At 48.2% G+C, this 12,793-nt stretch carries 12 protein-coding genes; all 12 read left to right on the top strand.

Annotation, left to right across the window (positions count from 1 at the left end; translation table 11 throughout):
* Positions 1–15: 15 nt before the first annotated feature.
* The 12 genes from trmFO (at position 16) to I8U23_RS03145 (ending at position 12,485) form a co-directional block, all read left to right on the top strand.
* Positions 16–1,329, top strand: a complete 1,314-nt coding sequence (gene trmFO, locus I8U23_RS03200; RefSeq protein WP_037997220.1) for an FADH(2)-oxidizing methylenetetrahydrofolate--tRNA-(uracil(54)-C(5))-methyltransferase TrmFO — start codon at positions 16–18, stop codon at positions 1,327–1,329.
* A 72-nt stretch (positions 1,330–1,401) separates the two neighbouring features.
* Positions 1,402–1,944 carry an ATP-dependent protease subunit HslV gene (gene hslV, locus I8U23_RS03195; protein ID WP_037997217.1) on the top strand — a complete coding sequence of 181 codons (543 nt, stop codon included), beginning with the start codon at positions 1,402–1,404 and terminating at the stop codon, positions 1,942–1,944.
* Positions 1,944–3,356: an ATP-dependent protease ATPase subunit HslU gene (hslU, locus tag I8U23_RS03190; RefSeq protein WP_049720235.1), complete on the top strand. Its 1,413-nt coding sequence runs from the start codon at positions 1,944–1,946 to the stop codon at positions 3,354–3,356. Before hslV ends, hslU begins: the two co-directional genes overlap by 1 nt.
* A 194-nt stretch (positions 3,357–3,550) precedes the next feature.
* Positions 3,551–4,279 carry a 30S ribosomal protein S2 gene (gene rpsB / locus I8U23_RS03185; protein WP_037997210.1) on the top strand — a complete coding sequence of 243 codons (729 nt, stop codon included), beginning with the start codon at positions 3,551–3,553 and terminating at the stop codon, positions 4,277–4,279.
* Positions 4,280–4,361: 82 nt separating this feature from the next.
* A complete protein-coding gene (gene tsf / locus I8U23_RS03180; protein WP_049720233.1) occupies positions 4,362–5,015 on the top strand; it encodes a translation elongation factor Ts in 654 nt (217 codons plus the stop codon).
* A gap of 125 nt (positions 5,016–5,140) precedes the next feature.
* The gene (pyrH, locus tag I8U23_RS03175) at positions 5,141–5,866 is read left to right on the top strand and encodes a UMP kinase (protein ID WP_037997206.1); all 726 of its coding nucleotides are present in this window, start codon (positions 5,141–5,143) and stop codon (positions 5,864–5,866) included.
* A gap of 4 nt (positions 5,867–5,870) precedes the next feature.
* Positions 5,871–6,425: a ribosome recycling factor gene (gene frr, locus I8U23_RS03170; protein ID WP_037997203.1), complete on the top strand. Its 555-nt coding sequence runs from the start codon at positions 5,871–5,873 to the stop codon at positions 6,423–6,425.
* A 129-nt stretch (positions 6,426–6,554) separates the two neighbouring features.
* Positions 6,555–7,337: an undecaprenyl pyrophosphate synthase gene (locus I8U23_RS03165; protein ID WP_037997201.1), complete on the top strand. Its 783-nt coding sequence runs from the start codon at positions 6,555–6,557 to the stop codon at positions 7,335–7,337.
* A 19-nt stretch (positions 7,338–7,356) separates the two neighbouring features.
* Positions 7,357–8,154: a phosphatidate cytidylyltransferase gene (locus I8U23_RS03160; protein WP_037997197.1), complete on the top strand. Its 798-nt coding sequence runs from the start codon at positions 7,357–7,359 to the stop codon at positions 8,152–8,154.
* A 20-nt stretch (positions 8,155–8,174) separates the two neighbouring features.
* Positions 8,175–9,332, top strand: coding sequence for a 1-deoxy-D-xylulose-5-phosphate reductoisomerase (locus tag I8U23_RS03155; protein ID WP_037997195.1), 1,158 nt, complete (start codon positions 8,175–8,177; stop codon positions 9,330–9,332).
* Between the two features lie 41 nt (positions 9,333–9,373).
* Positions 9,374–10,639: an RIP metalloprotease RseP gene (rseP, locus tag I8U23_RS03150; protein WP_198050735.1), complete on the top strand. Its 1,266-nt coding sequence runs from the start codon at positions 9,374–9,376 to the stop codon at positions 10,637–10,639.
* A gap of 127 nt (positions 10,640–10,766) precedes the next feature.
* Complete coding sequence (locus tag I8U23_RS03145) at positions 10,767–12,485, top strand: proline--tRNA ligase (RefSeq protein WP_198050734.1); 1,719 nt, start codon at positions 10,767–10,769, stop codon at positions 12,483–12,485.
* Positions 12,486–12,793: the final 308 nt, after the last annotated feature.

Genomic DNA, 12,793 nt, shown 5'->3' with positions numbered 1-12,793 from the left:
AGGGGACGTAAAAAGATGACACAAGTGACTGTTGTGGGAGCGGGGTTGGCAGGAAGCGAAGCCGCTTGGCAAATCGCCGAGCGCGGAATCAAAGTGAAATTGTATGAAATGAGGCCCGTGAAAATGACACCCGCCCATCGCGGGGGGCAATTTGCCGAATTGGTGTGCAGCAACTCGTTGAGAAGCGCATCGTTGACCAATGCGGTGGGCGTGTTAAAAGAAGAAATGCGCCGCCTCCATTCCATTGTGATGAAAGCGGCAGACCGGCATGCGGTTCCGGCCGGCGGAGCGCTTGCCGTGGACCGGGAAAGTTTTTCGGAGGAAATCACCCAAACGCTTTCCCGCCATCCCAACATTGAAATTTATCATGAAGAAATCACCGAATTGCCCGAGGGGCCGACCGTGATCGCCACCGGTCCGCTCACATCCAAGACGCTGTCGGAAAAACTGAAGGCTTTGACCGGCGAGGAATATTTGTACTTTTATGATGCAGCGGCTCCCATTGTCGAAAAAGATTCAATCGATATGGAAAAAGTTTTTGTCCAGTCCCGTTATGATAAAGGGGAAGCCGCTTATATCAACTGTCCCATGACGGAAGAAGAGTTTGACCGTTTTTATGAGGCGTTGATTCAAGCGGAGACAGCGCCCTTGAAGGATTTTGAAAAAGAAATTTTCTTTGAGGGATGCATGCCGGTTGAAGTGCTCGCCAAAAGAGGGAAAAAAACATTGTTGTTCGGTCCCATGAAGCCGGTCGGGTTAACCGATCCGCGGACCGGAAAACAGCCGTTTGCCGTCGTGCAACTGCGGCAGGACAACAGTGCCGGCACCCTTTACAATATTGTCGGCTTCCAAACCCATTTGAAATGGGGGCCGCAAAAAGAAGTCATCCGGATGATTCCCGGTTTGGAAAATGCCGAGATCGTCCGGTACGGGGTGATGCACCGGAACACATTTATCAATTCACCCAAACTTCTTCTTCCCACCTATCAATTCAGGAAAAATGACCAACTGTTCTTTGCCGGCCAAATGACCGGAGTGGAAGGTTATGTGGAGTCGGCGGCGTCCGGTCTCATTGCGGGCATCAATGCCGCCCGTCTGGTAAAGGGGGAAGAACTGACGGTTCCGCCCCGGACGACAGCCATTGGAAGCCTGGCTCATTATATCACCCATACCGATCCGAAACATTTTCAGCCGATGAATGCAAACTTCGGATTATTTGAAGCTTTGCCCAAACGGATCCGCAACAAGAAAGAGCGGGCGGAAAAATACGCTGAACGCGCTTTGGAAAGTATTGAGGAATTTCGCAAACAAGTCCCCGTCTCTTCTTGATGCGGCATTTTCAAACGATCATGCATGATTGACGGGAAATTTCGATTGGCCCGGAAAAAGGGGGAACCAAGATTGGGAGATTTTCATGCAACGACCATCTTTGCCATACAGCATGAAGGAAAAGCGGCCATGGCCGGAGACGGTCAGGTGACTTTTGGCAATCAAATGATCATGAAACACGGCGCGAAAAAAGTGCGCCGCTTGTATCACGGAAAAGTGGTGGCCGGTTTTGCCGGATCCGTCGCGGATGCGATGACGCTGTTTGAGAAGTTTGAAAGGAAGCTGGAAGAATACCATGGGAACCTGGCGAGGGCAGCGGTGGAACTGGCCAAGGAATGGCGTTCCGATAAGGTTTTGCGGAAACTGGAAGCCATGATGATCGTGATGAACGTGGAGAAATTGTTTTTGATCTCCGGTACCGGTGAAGTGATCGAGCCGGATGACGGGATGTTGGCGATCGGTTCGGGAGGAAGCTTTGCATTGTCTGCCGGCAGGGCGTTGAAACGGTATGCGCCCCATCTGTCCGCAAAAGAAATGGCTGAAGCCGCATTAACCATTGCCAGCGAAGTTTGCGTGTTTACCAACAATCAAATTCTGGTTGAGGAGGTCTCATGATGGCGCCCGTGTACAACCCTCGAGAAAAATGGACTCCCCGGCAAATTGTTGCAGAATTGGATAAGTACATCATCGGGCAGAATGAAGCAAAACGCGCCGTTGCGATCGCTCTCCGGAACCGTTACCGCCGCACGCTGTTGCCGGATGAACTGAAAGATGAAGTGGTTCCCAAAAACATTTTGATGATTGGCCCGACAGGGGTGGGAAAAACCGAGATTGCCCGCAGGCTGGCGAAGTTGGTCGGTGCGCCTTTCGTCAAACTGGAAGCCACCAAATTCACCGAAGTGGGTTATGTCGGCCGGGATGTGGAATCCATGGTCCGCGATTTGGTGGAGACCGGGGTTCGCATGGTGAAAAAAGAAAAGTTGGAAAGTGTGAAGGATGAGGCGCGTGCCATGGCCAATGACCGGATTGTCGAAATTCTGGCCCCCGGCAAAAAGGCCGCGCCAACTTTTAAAAATCCGATTGAGTTTCTATTCCAACAAAATCAATCCTCCCCCCCGGCCAGTCAGACGCAACAGGATGAAAGCAAGCTGAAAGAAGACCGGCGGATCCTCAAGGAGAAGTTATTGCGCGGAGAACTGGAAGACCGCGTGATCGAAATCGAAGTGGAAGAGCAGGCTCCGGCCATGTTTGACATGTTTGCCGGAACCGGCGCGGAACAAATGGGAATGAACATGCAGGAGATGCTCGGGCATTTGATGCCGAAGAAAACCAAAAAGCGGAGAGTCACGGTGAAAGAGGCCCGCGAAATATTAACCCAGCAGGAAGGGCAAAAATTAATCGACATGGACCAAGTCACCCAGGAAGCTTTGGAACGGGTGGAGCAATCGGGAATCATCTTTTTGGATGAAATTGATAAAGTGGCCGGGAAGGACGGACATGGCCCGGATGTCTCCCGTGAAGGCGTGCAGCGCGACATTTTGCCGATCGTGGAGGGTTCGACGGTGATGACCAAATACGGGCCGGTGAAAACCGATCACATTTTGTTTATCGCCGCAGGGGCGTTTCATGTGTCCAAACCGTCGGATCTGATTCCCGAACTTCAGGGCCGCTTCCCGATCCGTGTCGAACTGAGCGATTTGACGGCCGATGATTTTGTAAGGATTTTAACCGAGCCCAAAAGCGCGCTGATCAAACAGTACACGGCGTTGTTGGAAACAGAGGGCATCCGGGTGACCTTCACCGATGAAGCCATCCGTGAGATTGCCCGCTTGTCGGCGGAAGTGAACAGCGCGACGGAAAATATCGGAGCCCGCCGTCTCCACACCGTTTTGGAGCGGTTGCTGGAGGAATTGTCCTTTGAGGCGCCTGAAATCGGAGCCGGCGAAATCAAGATCACACCGGAATATGTGAGAGAACGATTGCAAGATATAGTGAAAGACCGTGATTTGAGCCAGTATATATTATAAAGAAGGAAATTCGGCGTTTTTTTCGAATTGACGTGTCACGGGAGTTTTTTTCTTGCGATGGCTTTGATGAATATGGTATATTCATCAATGGTGTAAAACACACGTCAAGGAAAGCAGGCAGTGGTGCCATGTGAAAGTGGTTTCTGCTTGCGATGACTTTGGCGGAGGAATAACCAATAAGGAGGATTTTTTAAATGGCAGTTGTATCAATGAAACAATTATTGGAAGCTGGGGTTCATTTCGGTCATCAAACACGTCGTTGGAACCCGAAAATGAAAAAGTACATTTTCACGGAACGCAACGGCATTTATATCATTGATTTGCAAAAAACCGTGAAAATGATGGAGCAGGCTTACAATTTCGTTCGTGACCTGGCTGCAAATGACGGAAACATTTTGTTTGTTGGAACGAAAAAACAAGCACAAGAAGCTGTAAAAGAAGAAGCCACCCGTTCCAACATGTTTTATGTCAACCACCGTTGGTTGGGAGGAACCCTGACGAACTTCCAAACCATCCGCAAACGCATCGAACGCCTTCATGAATTGGAACGCATGGAAGAAGACGGCACCTTTGATGTATTGCCGAAAAAAGAAGTGGTTCTGCTGAAAAAAGAGCAGGCAAAATTGGAAAAATTCCTCGGCGGGATCAAATACATGAAAAAATTGCCGGATGCCATTTTTGTGATTGATCCGCGCAAAGAACGGATTGCGGTTGCTGAAGCCCGCAAGTTGAACATCCCGATCATTGCCATTGTGGATACCAACTGTGATCCGGATGAAATCGACTATGTCATTCCGGGGAACGACGATGCCATCCGTGCGGTTCGTCTTTTCACCGGAAAAATCGCCGATGCCATTCTGGAAGGAAAACAAGGGGAACAACAGCAACAACAGCAACCGAGCGAAACAACAACGGCTTCCTGACCGGAAAATGAAGAGGGTGGCATGACAGGGCTCATGCCGGCCCCCTCTTTTTATACGCTATACCAAAAAAGGAGGAGCATTCATGGCAATCAGCGCACAACAAGTAAAAGAACTGCGTCAAAAAACAGGCGCGGGAATGATGGATTGTAAAAAAGCTTTAACCGAAACCAACGGAGACATGGAAAAAGCGATCGAATATCTCCGTGAAAAAGGAATCGCCAAAGCGGCCAAAAAATCAGACCGCATCGCAGCGGAAGGGGTTGTTGAATCCTACATACATGCCGGAGGCCGGATCGGTGTTCTGGTGGAAGTGAACTGTGAAACCGATTTCGTTGCGAAAAACGAAGACTTTAAAAACTTTGTCCGGGATATCGCCATGCAAATTGCCGCAATGAATCCGCAATATGTACGCAGCGAAGAAATTCCGGAAAGCGTTGTGGAAAAAGAACGGGAAATTTTAAAACAACAAGCGCTTCAAGAAGGCAAACCGGAACACATTGTTGACAAAATGGTGGAAGGACGTTTGCAAAAACATTTCAAAGACATTTGCCTTTTGGATCAACCTTTTGTCAAAGACCCGGATAAAACCATCGATCAACTGGTAAAAGAAATGATCGCCAAGATCGGTGAAAACATCAATATCCGTCGTTTTGTGCGTTACGAAATGGGCGAAGGTCTCGAAAAACGTGAAGATAACTTTGCGGAAGAGGTTATGTCCCAAGTCAAGAAAGGTTGACAAATTACATGGGAACACGAACTTGGTGTTCCCATTTTTTTAGAAGTTCTTTGAACAAACTGGACAAGTTGTATGATTTGAAGGAAAATTCATCTATATTGATTTTGTACGAACGGAGGAAAACGATGAGTACTCCCAAATATAAGCGAGTTATCTTAAAATTAAGTGGTGAAGCCTTGGCCGGAGAGCGGGGTTATGGAATTGATGCTAACGTGATCCAATCGCTGGCCAAACAAATCAAAGAAGTGGTCGAACTCGGTGTGGAAGTGGCTGTGGTTGTGGGAGGCGGCAATATTTGGCGCGGCATTCAGGGATCATCCCGCGGAATTGACCGGGCCACTGCCGATTACATGGGAATGCTCGCCACGGTGATGAACTCGTTGGCATTGCAAGATGCGTTGGAAAGCATCGATGTGCCGACCCGTGTGCAAACCGCCATTGAAATGCGACAAGTCGCCGAGCCGTATATCCGCCGGCGCGCCATTCGCCACTTGGAAAAAGGCCGGGTTGTGATCTTTGCCGGCGGAAACGGCAATCCGTTTTTCTCGACGGATACGACCTCGGCGCTCAGAGCGGCTGAGATCGAAGCAGAAGTCATTTTGATGGCCAAAAACAATGTGGATGGCGTTTACACTGCAGATCCCAAGAAAGAGCCGACCGCCAAAAAATATGATACGCTGACTTATCTGGAAATCTTGAACAAAGGCTTGAAAGTAATGGATTCCACAGCTTCGTCCTTGTGTATGGATAACGACATTCCGCTCATTGTTTTTAATATCTCCGAAGAAGGAAACATTCGGCGTGTGCTTTTGGGAGAGCAAATCGGAACATTGGTAAAAGGGAGTGTGTAAGCATATGGATGAAGTAAAAAAGCAAGCTCAGGAGAAGATGGAAAAGGCACTGCAAGTCTTAAAAAAAGATTTGGTTTCAATTCGTGCCGGACGGGCCAATCCTTCATTGTTGGATAAAGTGGTCGTGGAATATTACGGTTCGGAAATGCCCGTGAACCAAGTCGCCAATATTTCCACTCCGGATCCCCGCACCTTGCTGATCCAACCGTGGGACAAATCGGTATTGCCGGAAATTGAACGCGGGATTTTAAAATCCGAGCTTGGGTTGAACCCCAACAATGACGGTTCCGTGATCCGCATCACCATCCCGGCTTTGACAGAAGAACGGCGCAACGAATTGGTCAAACTGGTCCGTAAAACAGGCGAAGATGCCAAAGTGGCGATTCGCAACATCCGTCGTGATGCCAACGACACATTGAAAAAAATGGAGAAAAACGGGGAGATTCCGGAAGACACCCTGCGCCGTGGCCAAGATGAAGTCCAAAAACTGACGGATCAATATATTAAAAAAGTGGATGATGTGGTTGCGGACAAAGAGAAAGAAATTCTGGAAATCTGAGGAATGATCTCATCGGGTGAAAACCCCTTCTTCACAGAGGGGGTTTTCTGGCTAAATCAGGAATTGTTGGAGGAAAAAGGTTGATTCGTACCTAAGATATTTTGAGACCTATTTGCGGAGGAATGTTCTATGATCAAATCCATGAAGCGTTTGATGGGATCCAAGGGGAATGAAACTTCATCCGCCGAAGATTTGTTAGAAAAGATCAAAAAAGCGCCCATGCCCAAGCATGTGGCGATTATCACCGACGGAAACGGACGCTGGGCCAAAAAAAGGGGAATGCCGCGCACGGCCGGTCATGCCGCGGGAATGAAACGGATCCGCGAAATTATCCGGGCCGCCGATGATCTGGGGGTTGAAGTATTAACCTTTTACTCCTTCTCAACGGAAAACTGGAAAAGACCCAAAGACGAAGTGGAGTATCTGATGAAGCTGCCCATGGAGTTTTTGAAAACCGATTTGCAAGAGTTGATGAAGCGAAACGTCAAGGTCCGGATTTTGGGCGGGATCAGCAAGACACCGGATTATACGCAAAAAGCGTTGATGGAGTTTGAGGAAAAAACCAAAGACAATACCGGGTTGATATTGAATTTTGCCATTAACTACGGGGCAAGAAGCGAGATCATAGAGGCTGTTCACCGGATTATAGAAGACATTGAAAATGGTCATATTGATAAAGGAGAAGTCAATGAAGAATTGATGAGCGAGTATCTGTTGACCAAAGGATTGCCGGATCCCGATCTGGTTATCCGGACAAGTGGTGAAATCCGGGTGAGCAACTTCTTGTTATGGCAGCTTGCATACAGTGAGTTGTGGTTTACGGATGTGTTGTGGCCTGATTTCTCGTCGGAATGTTTTTACCAGGCGATCGAAGATTTCCAGCATCGTTCAAGACGCTTCGGGGCGGTGTAAATAGACAGGGGAAATAGCGATGAAACAGAGAATTATTACAGGTACATTGGGCGCTGTGATTTTTCTGGGATTGATGAGCCAAGCCTGGTTATATACAATTTGCTTGCTTGTTTTGGGAATTGTGGCCTTTATTGAATATGCAAAAATGAAAAATATTTCGCCTCGCACCCCGCAAATTTTTATCGGGGTTGCTGTGATCTTGATGGTTTTTTTGAGTGTGCTTGCCAATCAACCCAACTTCTCCGGATTCGCTTTTTTGCAAGGAATCACACCGGTCATCCTGGGGCTGATTCTGTATTTTTTGTGGATGGTCTTCAGCCGGAACCAATTTGATCTGTTTCAAATGGCTTATTTGTTTGTGGGTGCCATATACATAGGATATGGATTTTCCTATATGATGGTGACGATTTGGCAAGAGAACGGTTTGGCTTGGTCCTTGTTGATCATTTTGGCCACTTGGGCAAATGATACCGGCGCTTATTTTATCGGCAAGCGATGGGGAAAGCAGAAGCTGATGCCGGAAATCAGCCCGAATAAAACCATTGAAGGATCTCTTGGCGGAATTTTGTGCGGAACTCTTTTGAGCATCATCATCTTTTTCATTTTTCCCGATCTGGGCAATCTGTTGTTTGCCGTGGCCATTGGCGTATTGATCACCATCGTCGGTCAAATCGGGGATCTCATCGAATCGGCATGGAAAAGAAGCACAGGTGTCAAAGACTCGGGTTCACTTTTGCCGGGGCATGGCGGATTTTTGGATCGTTTTGACAGTTTGCTGTTCACGTTTATCATTTTACACTTTGTTCAACTTCTGTGATGACTGAAAGGGGCTATGGAATGTTAGAAAAGGTGGCTATTCTCGGTTCCACTGGGTCCATTGGAACAAGCACACTGGCGGTAATCAGAGAGCACCCTGAACAATTTGAAGTGGTCGCTTTGGCGGCCGGGAACAATGCAAATTTGATGATACAACAAGTGAAGGAATTTCAGCCCCGGTTGGTGTCCATGGCCACCCGGGAAGCGGCTGAAGCCGTGAAGCGGGAAGTGGGGGACGAGGTTCGTGTCATGTGGGGAGACGAAGGCTTGAAGGAGGTTGCAGCAAGTCCGGACTCCACCTATCTTGTCTCCGCTTTGGTCGGAAGCAAAGGCTTGGTCCCGACCCTGGAAGCCATTCGGGCAGGAAAAAAGATTGGATTGGCGAATAAAGAGACCCTGGTCACAGCCGGCCATATTGTGACAGCGGAAGCCAAAAAACATCAAGTGCCGTTGTTGCCGATCGACAGCGAGCATTCTGCACTTTTTCAATGTCTTCATGGTGAGCGGATGGATGATGTGGAAAGGGTGATCATCACAGCGTCCGGGGGGGCGTTTCGTGATTGGAGCCGGGAAGAATTGGTTGATGCAACTGTGGAACAAGCGTTAAATCATCCGAACTGGGCAATGGGAAACAAGATCACCATTGACAGTGCCACGATGATGAACAAAGGATTTGAAGTGATTGAAGCGCACTGGTTATTTGATTTTCCTTATGAGAAAATAGATGTAGTCCTTCATCCGCAGAGTGTCATCCATTCGATGGTTGAATTTAAAGACGGTGCAGTGATGGCTCAATTGGGCACCCCGGACATGAGGGTTCCGATTCAATATGCTTTGTCTTACCCCAAACGGATGCAACTGACGACAAAACGCTTGGATTTTGTTCAATTATCCCGGCTCGATTTCAAAGAAATGGATTTCAAACGGTATCCTTGTTTGAAAATGGCTTATGATGCCGGGAAAACCGGGGGAACGGTGCCTGCTGTGTTAAATGCAGCGAATGAAGTGGCGGTGCAAACCTTTTTACAAGGAAAATGTACTTTTTTGGCCATTGAAGAGATTATCGAGCGGACGCTGGATGCACATCAGGCGGTCAGCAATCCGTCGTTGGAAGAAATTGAAGAAGCAGACAGATGGGCCCGCCAATTTGCACAAGACGGTCTTGTTCCGTTGGCTTAGATTTAAGGCGTGTGATCAACCAGGGTGGTGATGAATAGTCCATGCAAACCATAGTGATATTTGTGTTGGTCCTGAGTTTACTTGTCTTTGTACATGAACTGGGACATTTTATCTTTGCAAAACGTGCAGGGATTCTGGTGCGGGAATTTGCCATCGGTTTCGGGCCGAAACTTTTTGCAACCAAACGAGGGGAAACGCTTTATTCCATCCGGATTTTGCCCTTGGGCGGTTATGTCCGCATGGCTGGTGAAGATGCGGAGATGGTTGAAATCAAAAAGGGGACGATGGTTTATGCGACCCAAACTCCGGAGGGGAAACTGAACCATTTGTACCTGTATGATCCGCAAGGGTTGGAAACAGAGTCTCTGATTGTCGGAAGGCTTGTGAAAGCGGATTTGGAAAGACAGCTGTATGTGGTGCTGGAAGATTCCGATGAAAATGAAGCAAAATATTTCCTGGATCCGCAAGCCAATATTCATTACAGTGAAAAAACGGAACTGCAAATTGCGCCGTATGACCGCCAGTTTGGCTCCAAAACTGCCGGACAAAAGGCGATGACCATTTTTGCCGGCCCGCTGTTTAATATTGCGTTGACCATTATTCTGTTTGCCATCTACACATTTGTAACCGGAATCGAAGATCGGTTGCCGGTTGATCAGGCCATTCCGGATTCACCGGCAGCCAAGGCCGGGATCCGGGAAAATGATTTGATTGTGGCCATTAACGGCAAAAAAGTGAATACCATGGATTCGTTGCGGTATGAGTTGTTGGAATCCAAAGGGGAAACGGTGACCATTACGGTGGACAGAAACGGACAAAAACTGGATTTTCCGGTGACACCGCAAAAAAGCGGGGAAGTCTACCAAATCGGGGTTTATTTTAATGTCAATGAGATGAAAAGAGACGCCACCCTTTGGGAAGCAGCCATTGACGGGTTCAGGCAGACGTATGATTGGTCTGTCATGATCATGGACGGATTCGGGAAGTTGGTGACCGGACAGCTGGGTCTGAAAAGTTTGGGCGGGCCTGTCCAGATGGGTTCCATCACCGGTGAGGCGGCTAAGGCCGGATATGAATCACTCATCCGTTGGACCGCTCTTTTGAGCCTGAATCTGGGGATTTTTAATCTGTTGCCGATCCCGGCTTTGGATGGAAGCCGTCTGGTTTTCATCGGGATCGAGGCGGTTCGCGGCCGTCCGATCAGTCCGAACAAGGAAAGTCTGGTTCACTTTATTGGGTTCGCTTTACTGATGATGTTGATGCTCGTGGTGACTTTTAATGACATAAAAAAAGTGTTCTTCACTTGATAAAGCGGAAACCCGGCTCTGATCGATGGGCCGGTTTTCCTTTTTTGTGGCGGATGGATCTTTTTTATTTCAATGGTTTTATGTATGATAAAAAACAATGGCATTTTTTGAAAAGAGAGGGATGAATATGCGGCAAAACAATATGATGGCTCCGACACTTCGGACGGTCGGGGAAGCAGAAATGATCAGTCACCAGCTGTTGCTGCGCGGAGGATTCATCCGGCAATTAGCTGCGGGGATATATACTTTCCTGCCTTTGGGATACCGGGTTTTACATAAGGTGGAACAAATTGTGCGCGAAGAGATGGATCGCATTGGAGGTCAAGAGTTGTTGTTGCCGACACTGCATCCGGCTGAATTATGGCAGGAGTCCGGCCGTTGGGACACTTACGGGCCCGACTTGTTTACGATGCAAGACCGGCATGACCGGCCTTTTGCGATCGGACCCACCCATGAGGAAGTGATCACCGATTTGTTGCGTGGAGAAATCAATTCCTATAAAAAACTCCCGATGATTTTATACCAGATCCAAAACAAATTTCGGGATGAAAAACGCCCGCGTTCCGGCTTGTTGAGAGGGCGGGAGTTTATTATGAAAGATGCCTATTCGTTTCATTCGGATCAGGACTCGCTGAATGATACCTATGAAAAGATGTATCAGGCATACAAAAACATTTTCACCCGCATCGGTTTGGAATTTCGGGCGGTGGAAGCCGACTCCGGTGCCATCGGCGGCAAAGGCACCCATGAGTTTATGGCTTTGGCGGACGCAGGGGAAGATACAGTGGTCATCTGTGAATCCTGTGATTACTCTGCCAATGTGGAAATGGCCGAAGTGGCCGGGGAAGAAAACACTACCGATGTTGCTTCCGTGGAAGAAATGGAAAAAGTGCACACTCCGCAAAAGCGCACCATTGAAGAGGTTGCAACATATTTGGATGTGCCGGTTTCAAAGCTTGCCAAAAGCCTTGTCTTTTTGGTGGACGGGGAACCTGTGCTCGTTTTGGTGCGGGGAGATCATGAAGTGAATGATGTCAAGGTGAAAAATCTGTTGAATGCCACGGTTTGTGAGTTGGCCGATGATCAAACCGTACAGGAAATCGCAGGGGCTCCTGCCGGGTTCGTTGGACCGGTGGGCTTGAAGAAAAAAGTGAAAGTGTTGGCGGATCAGGCTGTGATGAATCAGAGTGAACTGATTGTCGGAGCCAATGAAGCCGATCATCATTTCATTCATGTTCAACCTGTGCGAGATTTTGAAGTGGATGTGACCGGCGATTTGAGAAATATCCAGGAAGGCGACAGATGCCCCCGTTGCGGTGGTGCGATTTCTCTGCGCCGCGGGATAGAAGTGGGGCATGTGTTCAAGTTGGGAACCCGCTACAGCGTGGCAATGAAGGCCGGATTTTTGGATGAAAACGGCAAAGAACAGCCGTTTATTATGGGATGTTACGGCATCGGCATCTCCCGCGCGGTTGCATCCGTTGTGGAGCAGAATCATGATGAACAGGGAATCATTTGGCCCGCTTCCATTGCCCCTTATACGGTTCACCTGATTACGGTGAATATGAAAAATGAAGTACAGGCCAAAACCGCGGAGAAGTTGTACCAAGAATTATTGGAAGCCGGATATGAAGTATTGTTTGATGACCGTAAAGAACGGGCGGGTGTCAAATTTAAAGACGCGGATTTGTTCGGAATTCCGGTTCGGATTACCGTCGGAGCCAAAGCCGGGGATGGTCTGGTGGAGATGAAACTTCGCCGCTCGGGAGATGCGCAGGATGTAGCCGTTGAAAATGTGATCCGCGATTTACCGGAGTGGATCAAACGGGCGGACAATCCATCGTAATTCCTCCAAGGATTTTACAACCCTTCTTTTCTGCATGAGAAGAAGGGTTTTTTGTTTGTTTATTGTGGGAATAAATGGTTTTATAAAAAAGGGTTGCATTTTGTTTGTGGCCGTGATATATTATTTCTTGTCGCCGCAAGGCGGTCGACAAAAAGAAAAAACGACGCACCTTGAAAATGAGATATGGAAGAAGCAAGACGAGGTTGAAGAGGCTCGTTTGACGAGAATCTTCACACGTCGCTTGTCAAGTTGCAATCACCGGGAGAAGTAATCTCCAAGAGAGCCAGTAGGGTAAGCTACTAAGGGCA

Source organism: Thermoactinomyces sp. CICC 10735, assembly GCF_016055175.1.
In the GTDB taxonomy this organism is placed as follows: domain Bacteria; phylum Bacillota; class Bacilli; order Thermoactinomycetales; family Thermoactinomycetaceae; genus Thermoactinomyces; species Thermoactinomyces vulgaris.
This window is presented reverse-complemented; position numbering and strand designations above follow the sequence as displayed.

What these genes read in the sequence shown, in the direction of transcription:
- trmFO (WP_037997220.1), top strand. Translation starts at nt 16, where the DNA reads ATGACACAAGTGACTGTTGTGGGAGCGGGGTTGGCAGGAAGCGAAGCC.
- hslU (WP_049720235.1), top strand. Translation starts at nt 1,944, where the DNA reads ATGGCGCCCGTGTACAACCCTCGAGAAAAATGGACTCCCCGGCAAATT.
- rpsB (WP_037997210.1), top strand. Translation starts at nt 3,551, where the DNA reads ATGGCAGTTGTATCAATGAAACAATTATTGGAAGCTGGGGTTCATTTC.
- tsf (WP_049720233.1), top strand. Translation starts at nt 4,362, where the DNA reads ATGGCAATCAGCGCACAACAAGTAAAAGAACTGCGTCAAAAAACAGGC.
- pyrH (WP_037997206.1), top strand. Translation starts at nt 5,141, where the DNA reads ATGAGTACTCCCAAATATAAGCGAGTTATCTTAAAATTAAGTGGTGAA.
- frr (WP_037997203.1), top strand. Translation starts at nt 5,871, where the DNA reads ATGGATGAAGTAAAAAAGCAAGCTCAGGAGAAGATGGAAAAGGCACTG.
- I8U23_RS03165 (WP_037997201.1), top strand. Translation starts at nt 6,555, where the DNA reads ATGATCAAATCCATGAAGCGTTTGATGGGATCCAAGGGGAATGAAACT.
- I8U23_RS03160 (WP_037997197.1), top strand. Translation starts at nt 7,357, where the DNA reads ATGAAACAGAGAATTATTACAGGTACATTGGGCGCTGTGATTTTTCTG.
- I8U23_RS03155 (WP_037997195.1), top strand. Translation starts at nt 8,175, where the DNA reads ATGTTAGAAAAGGTGGCTATTCTCGGTTCCACTGGGTCCATTGGAACA.
- rseP (WP_198050735.1), top strand. Translation starts at nt 9,374, where the DNA reads ATGCAAACCATAGTGATATTTGTGTTGGTCCTGAGTTTACTTGTCTTT.
- I8U23_RS03145 (WP_198050734.1), top strand. Translation starts at nt 10,767, where the DNA reads ATGCGGCAAAACAATATGATGGCTCCGACACTTCGGACGGTCGGGGAA.